Raw genomic sequence first — 20,699 nt, forward strand, 5'->3', positions numbered from 1 at the left:
CTTTACTCTTCTATTTCATTAAGAAAGTGAATTTATCAATATTTTTAAGTGCAATACCTGTTCCACGAACAACAGCACGTAAAGGATCATCAGCCAAGAAAACTGGTAAACCTGTTTTTTTAGAAATACGTTGATCCAAACCTCTCAACATAGCTCCACCACCAGCCATATAGATACCAGTGTTGTAAATATCTGCAGCTAATTCTGGAGGAGTTTGAGATAACGTTTCCATTACACCATCTTCGATACGTAAAATTGATTTATCTAACGCACGTGCAATTTCGCGGTAGTTTACAGTAATTTCTTTTGGTTTTCCTGTAATCAAATCACGTCCTTGTACTGGCATATCATCTGGTGCATGCTCTAATTCTTCTACAGCAGCTCCAACTTCAATTTTAACACGCTCGGCAGTTCTTTCTCCGATATATAAATTATGATGGGTTCTTAAGTAATATGCAATATCATTTGTAAAAACATCACCTGCAATTTTCACAGATTTGTCACAAACAATACCACCTAATGCAACAACAGCAATTTCAGTTGTACCACCACCTATATCAATAATCATGTTACCCTTAGGTTGAGTGATATCAATTCCAACTCCTATCGCAGCAGCCATTGGTTCGTAAATAAGACGAACATCTTTAGCATTAACACGTGCACAAGAATCTTTTACGGCACGTTTTTCAACTTCTGTAATTCCAGAAGGAATACAAATCACCATTCGCAATGAAGGTGAAAATAATTTTCCTTGAATTCCAGGAATTTTCTTGATGAACTCTGTCAACATGAATTCTGAAGCTTCAAAATCTGCAATTACTCCGTCTTTCAAAGGACGAATTGTTTTTATATCATCATGCGTTTTACCTTGCATGTGTTTTGCTTGTTCTCCAACAGCAATAACTTTATTTGTTCTTCTATGTATAGCGACGATAGATGGACTATCTACTACAACTTTATTATTGTGGATAATTAAAGTGTTAGCAGTCCCCAAGTCAATCGCAATTTCTTGCGTGAAAAAATCAAATAATCCCATCGTTGATTATGTCTCAGTATTATTAAAAATGAATGTACAAAAGTATAATAAATTTAGATGATTATAAAAGAGAATTTAATTTTTTAATCATCTAAATATTTTTACTAAAATAGTAAGATTTTAACAATAAAAAAGGGTTAAAAATATTTTAACCCTTTTTTATGATTTTTATTGAATTTGAATATCGTAAGGTAGCCTAACTTGAACACCTTTTTGCTCATTCATCATCTTTATTTCTTTGTAAATTCGGATTCCGTCCGAACCTAATTCTTTTGCAATTGCTGCCTCAGTATTTTTTCCTTGAAGATTATCCATAAATTCTTCGAAAGAATCTTTTCTTTTTGGATAATTTTCTGTCGAATATTTTTCAATTTTAGCCAATTTAGCAGCTTCTTTTATCGCTGTATCTAAACTCCCAAAATCATCTACCAAACCAATTTGTTTTGCACGAGTTCCAGACCAAACACGTCCTTCACCTATTTTATCAACTTGCTCGTATGTTAATTTTCTATTTGTTGCAACGTGATTTACGAATTTTCCATAAATCAATACAATCGATTTTTGCATTGTATTTTTTGCCGTTGCAGACATTGGCGTCATCACATCTTTCAACTGATCTGCGTTTGCATTTGTTTTTACTTCGTCAAAATCTAATCCAAAATTATTGAATAATTTTTGCGCATTTGGGATCATTCCGAAAACTCCAATCGAACCAGTAATTGTATTTGGTTGAGCATAAATTTTGTCAGAAGCTTGTGCAATGTAATATCCACCAGATGCTGCAACATCTCCAAAAGATACTACGATTGGCATTTTCGTTTTCAATTGCATCAATTCATATAAAATTTCTTCTGATGCATTTGCGCTACCTCCAGGAGAATTTACACGTAAAACTAAAGCTTTGATTTTATCGTTTTGACTGATTTTACGAATCGCGTCCACATAAGTTTTTGATTGAATACCATCAAAACCATCTCCTTCAGAAATTGTTCCTGATGCATATAAGACTGCAATTTTATCTTTTTCAGATTTATCTGATAAGGTCTCGAAATAATCTTCCACTTTTATGATATGTTTTTCAAGAACTTCAAAATCAGTTTTTGATTTTTCTTCTTTCAACCCAAGTTTTGCGAATAACATTTTTTGATACTCATTTTCTTGCGCCAATACATCATAAATCTTGTTTTCTTTTCCTATTTCTGGAATAAAAGCATACAAACTGTCTGTAACTGTTGTGAATTGTTCAGGAGAAATTTTACGCGATTTTGTAATCGAGTTTGAAACATTACCCCAAACATCATTCAATAATTCTGATAATTGCAAACGATTTTCATCAGACATATTTGTTCTCAAATACGGCTCAACCGCACTCTTAAATTGTCCATGACGAATCACCTGAAAATCTACACCATATTTATCTCCTGCATTCTTGAAGAACATAATATTAGAACTTAAACCTTGCAATAAAGTTCCTCCCAAAGGATTTTGATAAATTTTATCAGAGACACTACTTATATAATATGACAACTGACTTCCTGAATTAGAATATGAATACACAAATTTCCCAGATTTCTTAAAATCTTCTAACGCATTACGAATATCAGTCGCTTGTGTAGCTCCACCAGAAAATTTATCCAATTTTAAACTAATTCCTTTTATTTTATCATCATTCTTCGCTTCTTCAATCGAATGAATAATATCTTGTAAAAAAACATTTGGATCTTCTGACATATCAAAAATAGAAACGGAACGATCCATATCACTTTCCATAATCGGATCTTCTAACGAAATTTCTAAAACAGAACCGTCTTTTACACTTTTTGTTGGAGCAGATAATGCTGAAACAAATATCAAAACGAAAAGTAGTATGACAAATACACTAATCGTTAATAGATTTCCTATGATTGTTGAGAATACTCTCCCGAAAAAGTTTTTCATTTTTAATTTATTATTACTTTTGCCTAATATGTCGCAAAATATAGTCATTTTGTTACTCGGTACAAACTTAGGTGACAAAAAAAATAATTTAGAAATCGCTAAAAACCTTATAAACAAAGAGGTAGGCGGAATAAAAAAAGAATCAAATATTCTTGAAAATAAAGCTGAAGGATTTACTACAGAGCATTTATTCTTAAATCAGAAAATAGAAATCAATACAAGTTATTCTCCATTTGAGGTTTTGAAGAAAATTAAAGAAATTGAACAAAAAATGGGGAGAATCTATTCTCAACCTAAAGAAAATGAAATTTACGTTGATCGCTTAATAGATATTGATATATTATTCTATAATAAGCTTTTAATTAATTGCAATTATTTAAAAATTCCTCATCCTCAAATTTACTCAAGAGAATTTATCAAAAGTTTATCTTTTTATTAAGATATTAACTATTAATTCATTAGTTTTGTAAAATTATATTAAGATATGCTTTATATTAGTTATAAAAATAATTCTAACCTATGAAAAAACTTTTATCTTTATTAATCTTAGGTGCTGCGGTATGTGCTAGTGCGCAGACCAAGTACGATGAAAAACCATTCAACAATAGTAAAAAAGAATTCAACGATTGGTCTGTTTCTGCTTTTGGTGGATTGAATGCATTACAAAATACTGACTTAGTCTCTTGGATGGGAAAATATTTCACTCCAGGATATGATGTTCAATTACAAGTTAATAAACAAATCTCTCATGCTTTTGGTCTTAGTTTACAATATGAATTTGGTAAAACTAGACAAAAAGGTAATATTGATGATTCTGCTTTAAGTGGATATCATGGATATGCGTATGGTAAAACTAAATACCAAGCAATTGGAGTTTTAGCTGATTTAAATGCTTCAAATTTACTAAGAAGAGTTGATAACAGAACTGAATTTAAATGGGCTATGCATTTATATGCTGGAGTAGGAATACATGGCTATAAAGCTTATAGAAATAATTATGCTCCTCAAGGAGATCCTAACTTTACATTAATAACTGATCAAGATATCTCTGATAAATCTATTTATTCTCAAGTTGGTGCTGGTTTACGTTACAAATTGAATGACAAATTTGATTTAGAGTTACGTGGAATGTACTATATGTCTGGTGATGAAGAATTTGATGGATCAGGAAAACCAATGCCTTATCACAACTCAGGTGGTATGACTGCCGCTGATACTGAAGAAGGTCGTGATGACAATATGATAACATTCTCTTTGGGATTACACTATAAAATTGGTAAACACAAAGATGCATTACAATGGGTATCTCCTTTAGCTTACAAAGCTCCTGTAGAACAAACTCCATTCGAATGTATTGACGAAGACCGTGACGGTGTTTGTGACCAATGGGATAAATGTCTTGGAACTCCAGAAGGTATTCGCGTAGACGGATCAGGATGTTCTTTAGATTCTGATGGAGATGGTGATAAATGTCCTACAATTCCTGGACCTCCTACAAATGGTGGTTGTCCTGAAAAAGTAATCAGAATTTCTGATGAAGAGGTTGCAACAACAATTAATGCATACTTAGAGGGTATCGAATTCGATTACAACTCTGATCGTATCAGAGAGCAATCTTATGAAAAATTAAATCATGCTTCTGAGGTATTGTTAGCAAATCCAGATTTCAAATTCGTAGTAGAAGGTCATACAGATGCTGCTGGTGGTGTTGATTATAACCAAAAATTATCTGAAAGACGTGCTGCTTCTGTTGTTCGTTACTTAGCTAACAAAGGTGTTGACACAACTAAATTGTCGTCTGTAGGAAAAGGTAAATCTGATTTAAAATGGCCAGAATGTAATCCTGTTACAAATTGTCCTGCTTGGAAAAACTTAGAAAACAGACGTGTAATTTTCAAAGAAATTAAATAGTCTAAAATTTAATCATACAAAAAAAGCTCAGTTAAATATAACTGAGCTTTTTTATTGTTTTATACTTTCTTCTTTTAAAGAATATTATTTAAATTAATTATTCAAGAATAATGATTTGATTAGGATTAGAAGAAACTTTATACAAAAAGTATTTAAGCATATTTTTTATTTCCTCTGTTTCATGAATCGGAATTAAGATATTAAGAATCTTCTCTAGCGTTTTTATTTGATGATGATATTCGTAATAACCATATCCTTTAAATTCTCCATTCTCCACTAAATAAAATGATTTTTCAATTCCTTTTCGTCCTTTATCAATAATCAAAAAAGTTTCGGAAGGATATTCAGTTGTTTTAATAAAACTTTGAATTCGTTCATTATAAACTTCTTTAGATTCCTCTTTAATACAAGCTCCTTTGCATTTGTTCACTTTATATTGGAAACACGAATCATCAGATTTTATTCCAGCATTTACTTGTTGACAAAGGTTATAATCATTCACAATTTTCTCTAAAACCTCTTTTGCACGTTCTTTAGTTTTAAATTTCAAAACAGGTTGTGTCTTTCTAACTTTCCCTATTTCTAATCTCGAATAACCACGTTTAGATTCTAAATAATACAATCCAAAAGGATAAACTTTATTCTCTACCAACTTTAGGTTATACATTGGTTGATTATTCAAAACCTCATTATTTTCTTTAATTGCTGCAAGAAAACCACTTCCGGTTTCTTCGAATTTTATAGAACGAGTATAACGCTTAAGTTTATTTGCTTTTAGAGTTTTTGATGTAAAAATTTGATTAATAGATCGTGCAATATTATTGCTTCGACAAATATAAATAAGTTGTTTTCGGCTATTGTATAAATAATAAACCCCGATAGAATTAGGTAAACCTTCAAGCAGTTTCTGATACTTAGAATGTGCTTTTTTAGGTTGTTTTAAACCTGTTTTCTTCGTGATTATTTTTTCCGAATCTTTATCTAACAATAATTTAAACAAAGAAATTGTCGCTCTTGCATCTCCAGAAGCCCTGTGTCTATCTGTCACTACAATTCCAAGCGATTCGCATAATTTTCCCAAAGAATATGAAGGTAATCCTGGAATCAATTTTTCGCTATATTCGAACGTATCAATCCATTCTTTTTCGTAATTATAACCCAAACGATCGAATTCTTGTTTTAGCATTCTATAATCAAACATTACATTATGTCCAACTAAAATACAATCATCTGTAATCTCAACAATACGTTTTGCTATTTCATGAAATTTAGGCGCTGTCAGCACCATTTTATCCGAAATATGCGTTAATCTTTGTACATATTGGTCAATCTTTTTTTCGGGATTGACTAATGATATAAACTGATCGACAATTTCTTTTCCATCATATTTATACACCGCAATCTCTATGATTGACTCTTCCCCTACTTTTCCGCCAGTCGCTTCTATATCTAAAATCGCGTACACGTGCTTATTTTTTTCCTTTTAAAAAATTAGTTAACATTTTCATTCCAAAATCCATCAATTTTCGAGTTGCAGTACGACTTACATCACGCACAACAGGATTATCTGTCCAATCTTTTTCCTTAGGAACACTTCTTGTTGAAGTTGCTTTAGCAGCAGGTTTCTCTATATTTTTTTGTTGTTCTAATTTTTTCGATAAAATTTCATTTGCAGATTCACGATCAATATCAGTTGCATATTTTATCACTAAATCTGAATTTGAGGTAATCGTATCGATTTCATTTGAAGTCAAAATATCCATTCTCGAATTTGGCGCTCGCATATACGTATACGCCAAAGGAGTTGGAATACCTTTTTCGTCTAAAGCTGTCACAAAAGCCTCTCCAATTCCTAATTGCGTGATGACCTCATCCGCTTTATAATAGGTTGTTGTCGGATAATTTTCGATTGCTTTTGTTATTTCTTTTCGATCTTTCGCAGTAAAACCTCTTAACGCATGTTGAACTTTAAGACCTAATTGACTCAAAACTGCATCAGGAACATCACCAGGAACTTGCGTTACAAAATATAATCCCACACCTTTAGAGCGAATTAATTTTACCATTGTTTCAATTTGATTCAATAAAGCTTTCGTAGCTTCCTTAAAAATCAAATGTGCTTCATCAATAAAAATCACCAATTTCGGTTTATCAGAATCTCCAGATTCAGGGAATTGAGAATAAATTTTATTCAATAAACTCAACATAAAAGTTGAAAATAAATTAGGTTGATTTTGAATATCAATCAAACGAATAATATTTACAATTCCTTTTCCGTCTTTCGTTTTCAATAAATCCTGAACATCAAAACTTGGTTCTCCAAAAAACTTTGTTGCACCTTGCTGTTCTAATGCAACAATTTTGCGCAAAATAGCTCCCAAAGAAGCTGGCGCAATTGTTCCATAATTCGAATTTAATTCAGATTTTCCTTCATCAGAATCTGTCACATATTGCAAAACACGTCGAATATCCTCCAAATCAATCAAAGGTAAATTACGATCTTGACAATATTTGAATATAATTGAAATAATACTTTCTTGTGTTTCATTCAGTTCCAAAATTTTACTGAATAAAATTGGACCAAAATCACTTACAGTTGCACGAAGTTTTGCACCTGGTTCATCAGAAATAGACAAAAACTCGACAGGAGAAGCTTGCGGATCAAAAGGTAAATTAAGCGCCTCCATTCTTTCTTGCGCATTTTTATCTTCCGAATTTGCAGCAGCTCCAATTCCAGATAAGTCTCCTTTGATATCCATCAACAAAGTTGGAACACCTTTCAGAGAAAGTTGCTCGGCGATAATCTGCAAAGATTTTGTTTTCCCTGTTCCAGTTGCTCCACCAATCAATCCGTGACGATTCATTGTTTTTAATGCTACTGAAATTTCAACTTCTTCTACAATTTCACCATCCAATTTGGCTTTGCCTAAAATTATTTTATCATTTTTATAAGAATAACGACTTTGTACCTCTTGAATAAAGCTTTCTTTCTGATTCATTTTGATTGATTATTGAATAAATATAGGAAAAATTATTCTGAAATTTTATATTTTACAGCTACTGGATAATGATCAGAGAATTTTTTTCGAATAACGTGTGCTTCAACAGGCTTAAATAATTTAGAATGAAATAAATAATCAATTCTAATAGGGAATTTAAATCCATGAAAAGTTGTCGCATTTCCTTTTCCTACTTCTATATAAGAATCGTGAAGATATTTTTTTAACTTCTCATATTCGTACGAAACTGGAGTCGAATTAAGATCCGTTCCCAAAATAACTGGATAACGTGAAGATGTGATATACGGGATAATTGCGTCTAACTGTTTTTGATGTTTTTGCATACCTTGCACCAATTTCAATTCAACTTTTCGACTAGAAATTTCAGCATTTCTCGAATCATCGGATTGAATAATTTCTTTTACCATCGCTTTATCAATGTACATTGGTTCAAGATAAACATTAATTACACGAATCGTATCATTCCCTAAATCGATATCTGCATATGCGGCAAGACCATTCAATTCATCATTATCATCAGGCGTTATTTTTTTGGTTTGAATAATAGGATATTTACTATAAATTGTCAATAAACCATAAAATTCTGAATAGTAATTTTTGAATTCTTTATTTTTTAGACTTTTCTGTTGACCTTCATACGCTTCTTGAAGCAGCATAATATCTGCCTTATTCTTAATCAAAAGTTCTTTTGTTCCTTCTTCTTTAAAACCATGTACATTATATGTCAATACAGATAAATCAGCTTTTTTATCTTTAACTTTATTGAATTGTACAATTGGATATGAAAGATAAATTGGGTAAAATAATCCGGCTGAAAGAACTAAAATTAACAAAAAGTGTCGCCAGCTAAACAGTAACCAATACAGTAAAAACATTGCTCCAAATGCAAATAATATTGGAAAACCAATCGAAATAAAGTTAAAATATGGAATTTCTGTAGGCGTAAAAATTTTATTTAAATAGACACAATAAGCCACTAACAAAAAAACGATATTAATTGTTAGTACTAAACGATTGAAATAATTTAGTTTAAACTTACTGATTATACTCATTTTACCTACCTTCTCTAAACAGAAAGTCTTTTTCTTCTTTGGACAAACTCTCGTAACCTGAACGAGAAATCTTATCTAAAATTACATCAATTTTCTTTTGTTTTTCAACTTTTTGATGATTAAAATCGTAATCATCTTTCGGAACATTTGATCGCGAAGAAGTTGAAGAAATATTTTTATATGTTTTGAAAGTTGATTTCTCTTTTTTCTTAAATAACTCCTCTATTTTGAAAATAAAATTGCCTAAAAAATCATTTCCTCTCTCAAATTGTTTCATATAAAGATAACCAAAAATAGCACCTCCCAAATGTGAAATACTACCACCCGCGTTTTGATTAGCTATAATATTATACACATCAAAAGCGATAAATACATAACCAACATACAATAATGGAAATGAAGTAGGAATCAACAACAAACGAACAGGCATTTTCGGATTATACGAAATCATAGCAAAAAAAACTGCGTAAACCGCTGCCGAAGCACCAACTAATAAATGTGAATAATTGAAAACGTTCTGAAACAATAAAAAGAAAATTCCGCCAGCGATCCCTCCAAAAATATAGAATGTAACTAAATTTCGGTTTTGAAATTGTTGCAAAAACATTTGTCCAACAAAATACAACAAAACCATATTCATTATCAAATGAAAAAGATTGCCATGTAACCAAGAATATGTTAGGATTTGCCAAGGTCTTACAATCAAATCATCGAAAGATGACAAAGCAAACAAACCTGTTGTTGTAATCGTAGAATTTACTATCGTTCGAAGAACAAAATCAATAATTAACAATGTAAAAAACACCACAACGTTAATGTAAATCAACTTTGTTGCACTATTTCCTGATGAATATTTTAATTTTAAATCGTCTAAGATATTATTTGCCATTTTTTAATTCCATCTATATAAATTCTTTTTCCAATGTCTTGTTAACAAGAAGCCAATCAATCCACCTCCTAAATGTGCAAAGTGAGCTACATTTCCAATGTTTTGATATCCCATATAAAACTCAATTAATACCATAATTGGAATAAAATATTTTGCTTTTACAGGAACTGGGAAAAAGATTAACATTAATTTTTCGTCTGGATATAAAACCGCGAAAGCCAATAACAAACCATAAATAGCACCAGAAGCACCAACCATATTACTCAAGTAATAACCTTGTAATTCTTTAGCATTAATATTACTGTCAATTAAACCATTACTAAAATAAGATCCGTCTAAACCTCTAACAGAATATTGAAGTATTTTTGATATAGGAAAAGATTGTGAATTTAATACATCTTTTAAGTGCTCTATTTGAAAATAATTTACAACATTAAACAATATAAAACCACCTAAACCAGCTAACAAATAAAGTATCAAGAATTTTTTTGGTCCAAACGTTTGTTCAACCACAGAACCAAACATCCACAATGCAAACATATTAAACAAAATATGCGAAAAATCGGCATGCATAAACATATGCGTCAAAATTTGCCAAAATTTGAAGTTGGGAGATTCTGGATAAAAAGCACCTAAAATCACTCTCAAATCGATTCCTTTTGTACTAAAAACAAAAGTCGCTAGAAAGAACAAACCGTTTATAATTAGTAAATTCTTTGTAATCGGTGGTATAGATTGTCTCATTCGTTTATTGTAATGTTTTTTTGATATCAGCCGTATTCATCTGCACAAAAATTGGGCGTCCGTATGGCGTATAATTCGGATTTGGTAGTCTTAGCAATTCTTCGACCAAAGTTTGCATTTGTTCAGATTTTAATGAAACTCCTTTTTTAACAGCTGCATTTTTTGCTAAAATTTTTGCAAACGTATTTTCTAATTCAATTGATTCTTGGTATTCCAATTCCTCGATAAAATCCATAAAAACAGACACAACATCCTCTTGTTGCACATCAACAGGAATCGCATTAATCTGTATCGCTTCTTCGTCTAACGAAATATCAAAACCAAAACTCAACAATTGATGTTCTACATTAATTAATTTCTGACGATCATTTGGCGAAAGTTCCAACTCTATCGGGAAAAGCATTTGTTGTACCAAAGCACTTCCATTATTTGAATGTATAAATTTTTCGAATAATATTTTTTGATGCGCACGATGTTGATCAATGATTAACAATTCGCCACGGTATTCCACTACCAAATATTGATTCATCCATTGAATGACTTCAAAACTATCATGAAAATCTTCAGATTCAAATAATTGATGCGCATGATTATTTTCGATTTCTAACTCAACAGCATCCTTATAAAAATCCATATTCGCACGAATATCAGACGGTTTTGGCGCTCTTGTTTGTTGATGCTCAAAAGGATTGAAACTTGAATCAACCGTAATTTCTGGCATTTTAATTTCTGTATCTTCTGTCGCTGACGGAATAAAAGCCCAGTTCGGATCTTGTTCAAAATCTAACGAAGGAATTACATTAAATTGTCCTAAAGCATGTTTTACAGCCGCTCTAAGAATCGTGAAAATCAACGCTTCATCCTCAAATTTGATTTCTGTTTTGGTTGGATGAATATTAATATCAATTTTTGACGGATCAATTTCTAAATATAAAAAATAAGAAGGACTATAACCCGTTGGCAACAAACTCTCGAAAGCATCTACGATTGCATTGTGCAAATATCCGCTACGAATAAAGCGATTATTCACAAAGAAAAATTGCTCTCCACGCGATTTTTTTGCAGCATCTGGTTTTCCTACAAAACCTTTTACTTTTACAATTTCTGTATCTTCTTCAACCGAAATAATTTGAGAACTTAATTTTTTTCCAAAAATTTGAGCAATACGTTGTTTCAGATTTCCGGCTTTCAAATGATAAACCTCTGCATCATTGTGATGTAAAAAGAAACTAATGTTTTCGTGTGCCATCGAAACACGTTGAAACTCATCTTGAATATGACGAAATTCAACCTGATTTGATTTTAAGAAATTACGACGAGCAGGTACATTATAGAAAAGATTTTTTACTGAAATAGACGTTCCAACTGGACAAACAACCGGATCTTGGTTGCGAACTTCTCCGCCTTCAATCACCAATTGCGAACCAACCTCATCATCTTCTCGACGCGTTTTCGTTTCTACTTGCGCAACCGCAGCAATCGATGCCAAAGCCTCTCCACGAAAACCTTTTGTATGAATATTATAAATATCCTCTGTCTTTCTGATTTTTGAAGTCGCGTGACGTTCAAAAGCCATTCGGACATCTGTTACACTCATTCCCGAACCATTATCAATCACTTGAATCAAGCTTCTTCCAGCATCTTTTACAATCACCTGAATAGAAGTTGCGCCAGAATCCACCGCATTTTCAATCAATTCTTTTATGACAGAAGCTGGTCGTTGTACGACTTCTCCTGCGGCAATTTGATTGGCTACATGATCTGGCAGTAATTGAATAATATCGTTCATCTTTTCGTATAAATTGATTTAATTTTGACTAATTTTTTAATCAAACTTTACAAATATACAAACAAATCTCTCTTTTGACCTTATTCTCTATAAGTGAAACTTATCAACAATTGTTGAAGTTTTGAGATTTAACTTTTGAATAATAAATTCATAATTTTCATCAATAAAAAAGGTAGACATTTGTCTACCTTTTTTATTGATATTTTATTGATATTGTTCTAATTCATCTTTTAAATCTCTAGCGAATTCTTCTAAACTAACGACAAAACCAGTTTTATCTGTAGGAAAAACATTTAGCAATAAATTATTTTCATCAATATAATAGAAAAGAGTTTCTTCGAAATCATCTAAAGTCAATTTCAATATTTCGCAATTTTCCCACCCGTCTATTTTAGATAATTCAGCAAATTCTTTCGCTGACCAAATTGGAAATATTTTTTTATCATTAATTATAGAAATAGCATAATTACCATCAGGAAAAATCATTATATAAGCAGTTTCCCCGTCAGCAATTTTTCGAATAAATATTGATAGCGCTCAAAATGATTTAACTTTAATATATTTTCCATTTCTTTTGGATGCATGTTAATTCTCTTTCAAAACAGCTTTCATTTCATCAAATTCTTTGTCAATTTCTTTATTAGGTTTTTGAGTCATTAACGAAACGACATAAATTGCGATAACCGAAGATAAAAACCCAGGTATCATTTCATACCAATCTTTGTAATCGTGATTTACATAAACCCAAGCTAAGACAACAATTCCTCCTGTTAACATACCTGCTAAAGCTCCTTGCCAAGAAGTTTTTTTCCAAAAAAGAGAGAAAACGATTACTGGTCCAAATGCAGATCCAAATCCTGCCCAAGCATTTCCAACTAAATTTAGAATAGAATCTTTTGGTGTTAATGACAACAACACCGCGATTAATGCTACAATTAAAACCGATAAACGACTTGCTGTTAATAACTGTTTTGGTGTTGCTTTTTTGTTCAAAAATGCTTTGTAAATATCTTCTGTTAACGAACTTGATGTTACTAATAATTGTGAAGAAATTGTACTCATTACAGCTGCTAAAATTGCTGATAATAAAAATCCACCAACTAATGGATGAAACAAAACACGTGAAAAATAAATAAAAATCGTTTCTGCTTCTGTTTTAGACCCATCAAATTTTAACATTGTTGTTTGATCAAATTTCATTAAATATGCGATACCAACTAAACCAACTAAAAGTGCTCCACCTACTGTAAAAATCATCCATGTAATTCCAATATCTTTAGCTTTCGCTAAATCTTTCGGGTTTCCAATCGCCATAAAACGTACTAAAATATGGGGCTGACCACAATATCCTAACCCCCAAGCCATCAAGGATAATATACTAACTGTTGTTGTACCTTTAAATAAATCTAAATATTTATCGCCTTTATCATTAATCAACGAAAAGGTTTCACCAACTCCACCAATTTCAGAAATTGCTACAATCGGAACAATAACCAAAGCCAAAACCATAATCGTCCCTTGTACGAAATCAGTTAAACTTACCGCTAAAAAACCACCTAAAAAAGTGTATAATACAACTACAAAACTTGTCATCCAAAGTCCAGTCATATAATTTAATCCAAAAGCAGATTCAAACAATTTGCCTCCAGAAACCATTCCAGCAGAAGTATATAATGTAAAAAATACTAAGATTAATATTGAAGAAACAATTCTTAATAAACGCGATTTATCTTTGAAACGATTTTCAAAAAATACGGGTAATGTAATCGAATTTTGAGCGATTTCTGTATAAATTCGTAATCGCGGTGCGACAAAAATATAGTTCAAAAAACATCCTGTTGTCAATCCAATTGCAATCCACGCACTCGACAAACCTGTAAAATACATTGCTCCTGGAACGCCCATTAACAACCAACCACTCATATCAGCAGCACCAGCAGAAAGCGCCGTAACAGCTGCTCCAATTTTTCTTCCTCCAATCAAAAAATCTTCGGAATTACTTGTTGACTTTCGGTAGGAGTAAATCCCGATTCCAATCATCAGAGCCATATATGCGACAATAGAAATGTATTCGTAAATGTTCATGTGTTTTAATTTTTATCGAAAATATAATTTTTCGTCCACAAAAAATGTACGAACTTTAAATTTCTAAACAAGAATCATGAATTTTCAACAAAATAATCTAAAATCAGCGACAAGTCCGTATTTGAAACAACACGAAAATAATCCTGTTTGGTGGCAAAGTTGGAGTGACGAAGTTTTGATTCATGCAAAAAAAGTCAACAAACCTTTGCTTATTTCAATTGGATATTCGGCTTGTCATTGGTGTCACGTGATGGAATATCAATCTTTTGAAAACAAAGAAGTTGCAAAAGTAATGAATGATAATTTTGTTTGTATTAAAATTGATCGTGAAGAACGCCCTGACTTAGATGCTTTGTACATGAATGTTTCGCAAATAATTCATCAATCTGGTGGTTGGCCGCTGAATGTTTTTGCTTTGCCTGATGGTCATCCTTTTTATGGCGGAACTTATTTCCCAAAAGTTCAATGGATTGAATTATTAGAAAATATTAATCATTTGTATCATCACAATAAAGCTAAAACAATGGAATATGTCAACTCTATTGCTGATGGTTTACACAAAATGGAAACGATTGAATTGAAATCTGAACATTTTTTTTCGAAAGAAAAAATCGACGAAACATTCGAATTTTGGAGACAACAATTTGATGACGAATGGGGCGGTTTTAATCGTGCACCAAAATTTATGTTACCAAATGCTTGGGAGACTATTTTACGTTATGGAATTCAAACTAAAAACGAAAACTGTTTAATTCAAACCAAAATAACATTAGACAGAATGGCTTTTGGAGGAATTTACGATCAATTGAAAGGAGGTTTTTCGCGATATTCAGTCGATCCGTATTGGAAAGTTCCACATTTCGAAAAAATGCTTTACGACAATGGACAACTGCTTTCTCTATACTCAAATGCTTATCGAGTTTTCAACGAAAAAGAATATGAAAATATAGTAAAAGAAACCATCAATTGGCTAAAAGATGAAATGCTTTCGCCAGAAAATGTTTTTTATGCTGCAATTGACGCTGATTCTGAAAGTGAAGAAGGAAAATATTATGTTTGGAAATCGCATGAATTGAAACTGATTTTAAAAGAAGATTTTGATTTGTTTCAGAACTATTATAACATAGACGAATTTGGCGAATGGGAACATGGCAATAATATTTTGATGCGGTTGACAGATGACGAAGATTTTGCATCTAAACAGAATATTACAACAATAGAACTTCAAACCAAAGTTTCTGAATGGAAAAAAATCCTTAATCAAATTCGTGAACAACGTATAAAACCTCATCGTGACGAAAAAGTTTTAACTTCTTGGAATGCGCTAACCATAAAAGGTTTGTGCGATGCATCTATCACTTTTGAAAATGATGAATATCTTGATTTAGCAAAAAATGTAACCAATTTTATTTTAGAAAATCAATGGAATGGTGAAATTTTATTTAGAAATTATAAAGATAACCAAACAACAATTCCAGGATTTTTGGACGATTATGCCCTAATGATTGAAGCGTTAATTAAGCTTTATGAAGTCACTTCGGAAATGCATTATTTAGAAACGGCTCAAACCTTAACAGAAGAAGTTTTCAATCAATTTTATAATCCTAAAAACAAAATGTTTGCGTACAAGTCGCATTATGACACACCTTTGGTTAATGAAACATTTGAGATTTATGACAATGTTATTTCTTCTTCAAATTCTGTCATGGCAACTAATTTATTTAAATTAGGAAAAATTTTAAATGAAGAAAAATACATCGAACAAGCCAAGCAAATGTTAACGAATATTGATGAAAAAATTCACGATTATCCAACTGGTTTTGCAAATTGGATTCAGTTGTATTTAAATTTCAGTTATCCGTTCAAAGAAATTGTTATCGTTGGTAATGAAGCTCAAAAATATTCGAAACAAATCCAACAATGTTATGTACCGAATGCGATTTTTGTTGCTTCAGAAACAGAACAATTAGAGATTACTAAAAATAGATTGATTGAAAATAAAACATCCATTCATATTTGCGAAAATTATGCATGTCAATTACCAATTTTTTCTATTGAAGAAGCCTATAAAAATTTATAAACCATGGAAAAAACACGTTGCGCTTGGGTAAATAAAGACCAAGATTACATCGATTATCACGATAACGAATGGGGAAAACCTATAAAAGACGATAAAATTTTATTTGAATTTTTGATTCTCGAATCTTTTCAAGCGGGATTGAGTTGGTTTACTATTCTCAAAAAACGTGAAAACTTTAGAAAAGCATTTGCAAATTTTGATGTCAAAAAAGTAGCCAATTTTGATGAAACTAAAATCGAAGAATTAGTCCAAAATGAAGGAATTATTCGTCATCGGGGAAAAATTTCTGCAGCAATCAACAATGCAAAGTTGTTTATCGAAATACAAAAAGAATTTGGATCGTTCTCTGATTTTATTTGGAGTTACGTTGACCACAAACCTATTATCAATAATTGGAACTCAATCAAAGAAGTTCCTGCAACCACAGAAATTTCGGACAAAATTGCGAAAGATTTGAAAAAAAGAGGTTTTAAATTCTTTGGTTCAACAACAATTTATGCGCACATGCAAGCTACCGGAATGGTTAACGATCATACCAACGATTGCTTTTGTAAATAAATTATGTTTGTAAAAACAGCTAACTTTCGCATCTTTGCGCAAATTTAGCACATGAAAATCGAATTAAAATATTGGATTATCCTCGGTATTTTAGCTTTAACTTGGGGAAGTTCTTTTATACTAATCAAACAAGGATTGGTTTCTTACACACCCTATCAAGTAGGCGCCTTACGTCTATCTATCGCAGGAGGAATTTTAGCCATTTGGGGAATTCCAAGTTTATTTAAGATTCCAAAAAACAAATTAAAATATGTTGCATTAGCTGGTTTTTGTGGAAATTTCATTCCAATGTTTTTATTTCCAATGGCGCAAACACACGTTTCTAGTTCAATGGCTGGAATTTTAGATTCCTTAGTTCCATTATTTATTTTACTATTTGGAGCCTTATTTTTCAATATCAAAGGAACTAAAAATCAAATAATTGGTGCGTTGATCGGTTTTTTAGGAGCTGTTCTATTAATTAGTGGAGATAGTTTTTCAGGTGAAAACAGTTTATTACATTGTTTATTAATTGTATTAGCAACTGCTTTGTATGGACTAAATAGTTTGATTTTAACTCGCTATTTAAACGATGTACCATCATTCCAATTGTCATCAGCATTATTTACAATCTGGTTATTACCTTCTATTGTAATCTTATTTTTATCCGGTTTTTTCACTGACTTTGTTGGTACACCTCAACAATTAGAAAGTTTGGGATATGTCGCCATATTAGGCTTAATTGGGACTGCATTAGCAATGATTTTATTCTACAAATTAATCCAAGCCACTGGCTCGATGTTCTCCTCAATGGTCACCTATTTGATGCCGATTGTTTCTGTTTTTTGGGGATTTTTAGTTGGAGAACAAATCACATTCATGCATTTATTTGGCTTTGCTATGATATTATCAGGTGTGTATTTGACGCAGAAACCAAACAAAAAACAAATCGAAACCATTTAACGGTACTATACGATCAATCCTCATTCATTGGAATGAGGATTTTTTATGCGCATTCATTTCATAGGAGAACTTTACTTAAAGCAAGACAAGAGCATCACCGAAGAAAGACAAGAGAAACCTCCTGATTGAGGCGAAGTTGAGGCGGTACAAAGGCAGCATAGAGGTAGCATAAAGGCGGCATAGAAGCGTCATAGAACCGATACTGAACAATGGCCGTGAAAGAAAATAAAGTGGCCTAAAGAGGGGTTGAAATTACGGATTTAAAAATACGATTTTTCGCTAAAAATTCCGAATCCTTCCTTTCTTCTTTTAGGTATCCCATACAAAAAACCACTACTGGAACTTTGTTCCAACAGTGTCTTTTTGAATGCGTTAATTATATTGTACACCTATTGCATATAAGGTTTTAAAGCTGTTGCTAATATTCTGGTAAACTCATCCGCCCCTTTATCGTTTAAATGGGTGGTATTGTAAAACCATTTTTGTTGATAACTGATCGAATCAGTCGAATAATCTAATAACGGAAGATGATGCTTTTGTAATGTTGTTTGATAACGATTAATCACTTCTTCTCGATTCAACATATAATCTTGACCTTTGTAAAATTCGGGTGCAATTGTAAAAATAAGCTGAATATTTTCTTGCTCACATTTCGCAATTAATTCTTCTAATAAAGTATAATCTGAGAAGTCAAAATCAGAGTTTTTCTTTTTCATTTTTTCCCAATCAACATTCCATTTTCGGTTATATGATTTGAAACCATCATCACGAAAAAGTCCGTCTTTATGCAATTTTTCTTTCTTAGCCCTTACAATTTGATCTTTCCAATACGTTTGATCTCTGTAACGATAAAGCGGTACAATAAAATCAACCAATTTCGTATCTTTATATTCTTTTAATGCACCATAAAGTTTAAAATTCCATAACATAAATGGCGCATATTGATTTGGCTGAAAAACTTCATCAATGTGTGAAAACGAAAAAGTATCTAAATTCCAAACAACTATTTTTGGTTTTGGATTATGATTCAAATACAAATTGAAACGATACAATTGCATTTTGAATTTACTTCCGTTTAATCCAAAATTATGCGTGGTCAGTTTTAAATCTTGTTCTAAAATATTCGGATTAATTTGAATAAATGCTCGAGAAGAACCAAAAATAGCCAATTCAACCTTCGTTTTTCCTTCTCTTATTTGATTCCATTCTTGCACTTCTCCGCTAAACAAAGCCATTTTTTTGAGTTGATTCGAATAATAAACATCAACCAAAACCAATGCAATGAAAGCTGAAAATAGCGTTATGAAAAAGTATTTTAGAAATTTCATTTTCTCAACATTTCGATATGCGGAATATCGTCTTCTAAATATTCTTCCGAAACTTGCTCGAAGCCAAACGAAGAATAAAATTCTTTCAAATAAGATTGAGCAGAAATTCGGATTGAAGACGTTTTAAATTGATTTTCAATGATTTGAACCGAATTTTTCATCAATTGTTTCCCTAATCCATAACGACGAAACTTTTGATTCGAAATTACACGACCAATTGAAGGTTCGTTTTCGTATGAAGTTCCTTTCGGAACAATTCGAGAATACGCTGCAACCTCATCGCCAATCGTTGCCCAAAGATGTCCACAAACCAAATCCTTATCATCGCAATCTTGGTAAATACAATTTTGTTCAATCACAAAAACTTCGTTACGCAATTGCACTATTTTATATAGCTCTTTCGATGTTAAATCGTCAAAAGATTTATAATGCCAAATAACCTTTTCCATCTATTAATCTAATTTTGAATATTTTGCAATAATATTTTCGAACATTTTTTGAGGTAAAATATTTTTCAAGATTACCGAAAATTTCTGCATCGATTTTCCAATATAATAATGTGGTTTCAAATTCTTTTGAGCCATAATATTTTCAATAATTGGAATCAAATCTTCTGTTGGCGTACCATCTTGCACTTCGTGATCGATATCAGCAACCATTGCATCATATCTTTTTTGATAAAATTTTGACACAAAAGTTTTCACACGACCTTCTGCAATATTGGTTTTGATATCTCCAAAATTCAACGTAGCAATTTCTACTCCTGTGTGACGATTTTCCAAACGAGCCGATTCAATCAAACGATCAATCATCGCCTTCGAAGCCGAATAATATCCTCTAAAAGGCAAACCATTGTTACTCGCAATCGACGAAACATTCAGGATATAACCGTTTTTTTGCGCGCGCATTGTAGGCAAAACTTCTTGCATTGTATAAATTGGACCATAGACGTTAACCTCCAATAATTTCTCGATATCAGCTTTCGAAGCATCTTCCACAGCGCCTAACATTCCAATTCCGGCATTGTTAATCAACACATCAATTTGGTTATTTGTTTCCGAAAAAATCTGCTGAAAACTACGTTTTACATTTTCTTTATCCGAAACATCTGTCGCAATATGTTTAAATTTTTCTTGACCTTTAGATGTTCTTGATAAACCATAAACTTGATGTCCTTTATCGTGAAAATAATTTGCCAAAGTCAATCCTACCCCCGAAGAAGAGCCCGTAATTACAATAACTTTTGATTGCATGATTCGATTAATTTATCCGCAAAACTACATAATATCAGACAAATATTGGTAGATAAATAATTTTTTGAAGGATT

18 protein-coding genes are annotated in these 20,699 nt (G+C 31.8%); 5 read left to right on the forward strand and 13 right to left on the reverse strand.

The genetic code is table 11. From position 1 onward, the window contains the following. Positions 1-10 precede the first annotated feature (10 nt). Complete coding sequence (locus tag ACTS9J_RS13225) at positions 11-1,036, reverse strand: rod shape-determining protein (protein WP_038331974.1); 1,026 nt, start codon at positions 1,034-1,036, stop codon at positions 11-13. Between the two features lie 168 nt (positions 1,037-1,204). Further along, positions 1,205-2,890 (reverse strand): signal peptide peptidase SppA, encoded by a 1,686-nt coding sequence (gene sppA, locus ACTS9J_RS13230; protein ID WP_448353313.1) that lies wholly within the window; start codon positions 2,888-2,890, stop codon positions 1,205-1,207. A 13-nt stretch (positions 2,891-2,903) separates the two neighbouring features. On the opposite strand from sppA, the gene folK reads away from it, so the two are divergent. Further along, positions 2,904-3,413 (forward strand): 2-amino-4-hydroxy-6-hydroxymethyldihydropteridine diphosphokinase, encoded by a 510-nt coding sequence (folK, locus tag ACTS9J_RS13235; RefSeq protein ID WP_448353314.1) that lies wholly within the window; start codon positions 2,904-2,906, stop codon positions 3,411-3,413. Positions 3,414-3,493: 80 nt separating this feature from the next. Then, complete coding sequence (locus tag ACTS9J_RS13240; RefSeq protein ID WP_448353315.1) at positions 3,494-4,885, forward strand: OmpA family protein; 1,392 nt, start codon at positions 3,494-3,496, stop codon at positions 4,883-4,885. Positions 4,886-4,982: 97 nt separating this feature from the next. Here ACTS9J_RS13240 and ACTS9J_RS13245 read toward each other — a convergent pair whose 3' ends face one another. The 8 genes from ACTS9J_RS13245 to putP all read right to left on the reverse strand — a co-directional run bounded on the left by ACTS9J_RS13245 (position 4,983) and on the right by putP (position 14,464). Further along, positions 4,983-6,350, reverse strand: coding sequence for an exonuclease domain-containing protein (locus ACTS9J_RS13245; RefSeq protein WP_448353316.1), 1,368 nt, complete (start codon positions 6,348-6,350; stop codon positions 4,983-4,985). Between the two features lie 4 nt (positions 6,351-6,354). Next, the gene (locus ACTS9J_RS13250) at positions 6,355-7,884 is read right to left on the reverse strand and encodes a helicase HerA-like domain-containing protein (RefSeq protein WP_448353317.1); all 1,530 of its coding nucleotides are present in this window, start codon (positions 7,882-7,884) and stop codon (positions 6,355-6,357) included. 32 nt (positions 7,885-7,916) lie between these two features. Continuing rightward, positions 7,917-8,957 (reverse strand): endonuclease/exonuclease/phosphatase family protein, encoded by a 1,041-nt coding sequence (locus tag ACTS9J_RS13255; protein WP_448353318.1) that lies wholly within the window; start codon positions 8,955-8,957, stop codon positions 7,917-7,919. Between the two features lies 1 nt (position 8,958). Next, positions 8,959-9,846, reverse strand: a complete 888-nt coding sequence (locus ACTS9J_RS13260; protein WP_038331955.1) for a rhomboid family intramembrane serine protease — start codon at positions 9,844-9,846, stop codon at positions 8,959-8,961. Between the two features lie 3 nt (positions 9,847-9,849). Next, a complete protein-coding gene (locus ACTS9J_RS13265) occupies positions 9,850-10,590 on the reverse strand; it encodes a rhomboid family intramembrane serine protease (protein WP_448353319.1) in 741 nt (246 codons plus the stop codon). Positions 10,591-10,594: 4 nt separating this feature from the next. Then, a complete protein-coding gene (gene mutL, locus ACTS9J_RS13270; RefSeq protein ID WP_038331948.1) occupies positions 10,595-12,379 on the reverse strand; it encodes a DNA mismatch repair endonuclease MutL in 1,785 nt (594 codons plus the stop codon). A 204-nt stretch (positions 12,380-12,583) separates the two neighbouring features. Then, entirely contained in the window at positions 12,584-12,865 is a 282-nt protein-coding gene (locus ACTS9J_RS13275; RefSeq protein ID WP_448353320.1) for a DUF2750 domain-containing protein, read from the reverse strand. A 99-nt stretch (positions 12,866-12,964) separates the two neighbouring features. Next, the gene (putP, locus tag ACTS9J_RS13280) at positions 12,965-14,464 is read right to left on the reverse strand and encodes a sodium/proline symporter PutP (protein ID WP_448353321.1); all 1,500 of its coding nucleotides are present in this window, start codon (positions 14,462-14,464) and stop codon (positions 12,965-12,967) included. A 76-nt stretch (positions 14,465-14,540) separates the two neighbouring features. Between putP and ACTS9J_RS13285 the strand changes: the two genes are divergently transcribed. From ACTS9J_RS13285 to ACTS9J_RS13295, 3 genes are read left to right on the forward strand one after another with little or no spacing between them, the layout of a single operon-like run. Then, a complete protein-coding gene (locus ACTS9J_RS13285; protein WP_448353322.1) occupies positions 14,541-16,544 on the forward strand; it encodes a thioredoxin domain-containing protein in 2,004 nt (667 codons plus the stop codon). 3 nt (positions 16,545-16,547) lie between these two features. Beyond that, positions 16,548-17,102: a DNA-3-methyladenine glycosylase I gene (locus tag ACTS9J_RS13290; RefSeq protein ID WP_225542804.1), complete on the forward strand. Its 555-nt coding sequence runs from the start codon at positions 16,548-16,550 to the stop codon at positions 17,100-17,102. 51 nt (positions 17,103-17,153) lie between these two features. Beyond that, positions 17,154-18,044, forward strand: coding sequence for a DMT family transporter (locus ACTS9J_RS13295; protein ID WP_286494697.1), 891 nt, complete (start codon positions 17,154-17,156; stop codon positions 18,042-18,044). A 389-nt stretch (positions 18,045-18,433) separates the two neighbouring features. Here the strand turns inward: ACTS9J_RS13295 and ACTS9J_RS13300 are convergent, their stop codons facing one another. Genes ACTS9J_RS13300 through ACTS9J_RS13310 form a run of 3 tightly spaced genes read right to left on the reverse strand, consistent with a single transcriptional unit; the run spans position 18,434 to position 20,625 of the window. Next, positions 18,434-19,372, reverse strand: a complete 939-nt coding sequence (locus tag ACTS9J_RS13300; RefSeq protein WP_286494698.1) for a hypothetical protein — start codon at positions 19,370-19,372, stop codon at positions 18,434-18,436. After that, positions 19,369-19,821 carry a GNAT family N-acetyltransferase gene (locus ACTS9J_RS13305; protein WP_286494699.1) on the reverse strand — a complete coding sequence of 151 codons (453 nt, stop codon included), beginning with the start codon at positions 19,819-19,821 and terminating at the stop codon, positions 19,369-19,371. The genes ACTS9J_RS13300 and ACTS9J_RS13305 overlap by 4 nt, the downstream gene beginning before the upstream one ends. 3 nt (positions 19,822-19,824) lie before the next feature. After that, positions 19,825-20,625, reverse strand: a complete 801-nt coding sequence (locus ACTS9J_RS13310) for an SDR family NAD(P)-dependent oxidoreductase (protein WP_448353323.1) — start codon at positions 20,623-20,625, stop codon at positions 19,825-19,827. Between the last annotated feature and the right edge of the window lie 74 nt (positions 20,626-20,699).

The sequence above is a fragment of the Empedobacter sp. ULE_I140 genome, assembly GCF_053482575.1.

Excerpts from the sequence above, each read along its gene's own strand:
- ACTS9J_RS13240 (WP_448353315.1), top strand. The coding sequence starts at position 3,494 with ATGAAAAAACTTTTATCTTTATTAATCTTAGGTGCTGCGGTATGTGCT.
- ACTS9J_RS13275 (WP_448353320.1), bottom strand. The coding sequence starts at position 12,865 with ATGATTTTTCCTGATGGTAATTATGCTATTTCTATAATTAATGATAAA.
- ACTS9J_RS13285 (WP_448353322.1), top strand. The coding sequence starts at position 14,541 with ATGAATTTTCAACAAAATAATCTAAAATCAGCGACAAGTCCGTATTTG.
- ACTS9J_RS13250 (WP_448353317.1), bottom strand. The coding sequence starts at position 7,884 with ATGAATCAGAAAGAAAGCTTTATTCAAGAGGTACAAAGTCGTTATTCT.
- ACTS9J_RS13305 (WP_286494699.1), bottom strand. The coding sequence starts at position 19,821 with ATGGAAAAGGTTATTTGGCATTATAAATCTTTTGACGATTTAACATCG.
- putP (WP_448353321.1), bottom strand. The coding sequence starts at position 14,464 with ATGAACATTTACGAATACATTTCTATTGTCGCATATATGGCTCTGATG.
- folK (WP_448353314.1), top strand. The coding sequence starts at position 2,904 with ATGACAAATACACTAATCGTTAATAGATTTCCTATGATTGTTGAGAAT.
- ACTS9J_RS13295 (WP_286494697.1), top strand. The coding sequence starts at position 17,154 with ATGAAAATCGAATTAAAATATTGGATTATCCTCGGTATTTTAGCTTTA.
- ACTS9J_RS13225 (WP_038331974.1), bottom strand. The coding sequence starts at position 1,036 with ATGGGATTATTTGATTTTTTCACGCAAGAAATTGCGATTGACTTGGGG.
- ACTS9J_RS13260 (WP_038331955.1), bottom strand. The coding sequence starts at position 9,846 with ATGGCAAATAATATCTTAGACGATTTAAAATTAAAATATTCATCAGGA.
- ACTS9J_RS13255 (WP_448353318.1), bottom strand. The coding sequence starts at position 8,957 with ATGAGTATAATCAGTAAGTTTAAACTAAATTATTTCAATCGTTTAGTA.
- ACTS9J_RS13290 (WP_225542804.1), top strand. The coding sequence starts at position 16,548 with ATGGAAAAAACACGTTGCGCTTGGGTAAATAAAGACCAAGATTACATC.
- ACTS9J_RS13265 (WP_448353319.1), bottom strand. The coding sequence starts at position 10,590 with ATGAGACAATCTATACCACCGATTACAAAGAATTTACTAATTATAAAC.
- ACTS9J_RS13300 (WP_286494698.1), bottom strand. The coding sequence starts at position 19,372 with ATGAAATTTCTAAAATACTTTTTCATAACGCTATTTTCAGCTTTCATT.
- ACTS9J_RS13310 (WP_448353323.1), bottom strand. The coding sequence starts at position 20,625 with ATGCAATCAAAAGTTATTGTAATTACGGGCTCTTCTTCGGGGGTAGGA.
- mutL (WP_038331948.1), bottom strand. The coding sequence starts at position 12,379 with ATGAACGATATTATTCAATTACTGCCAGATCATGTAGCCAATCAAATT.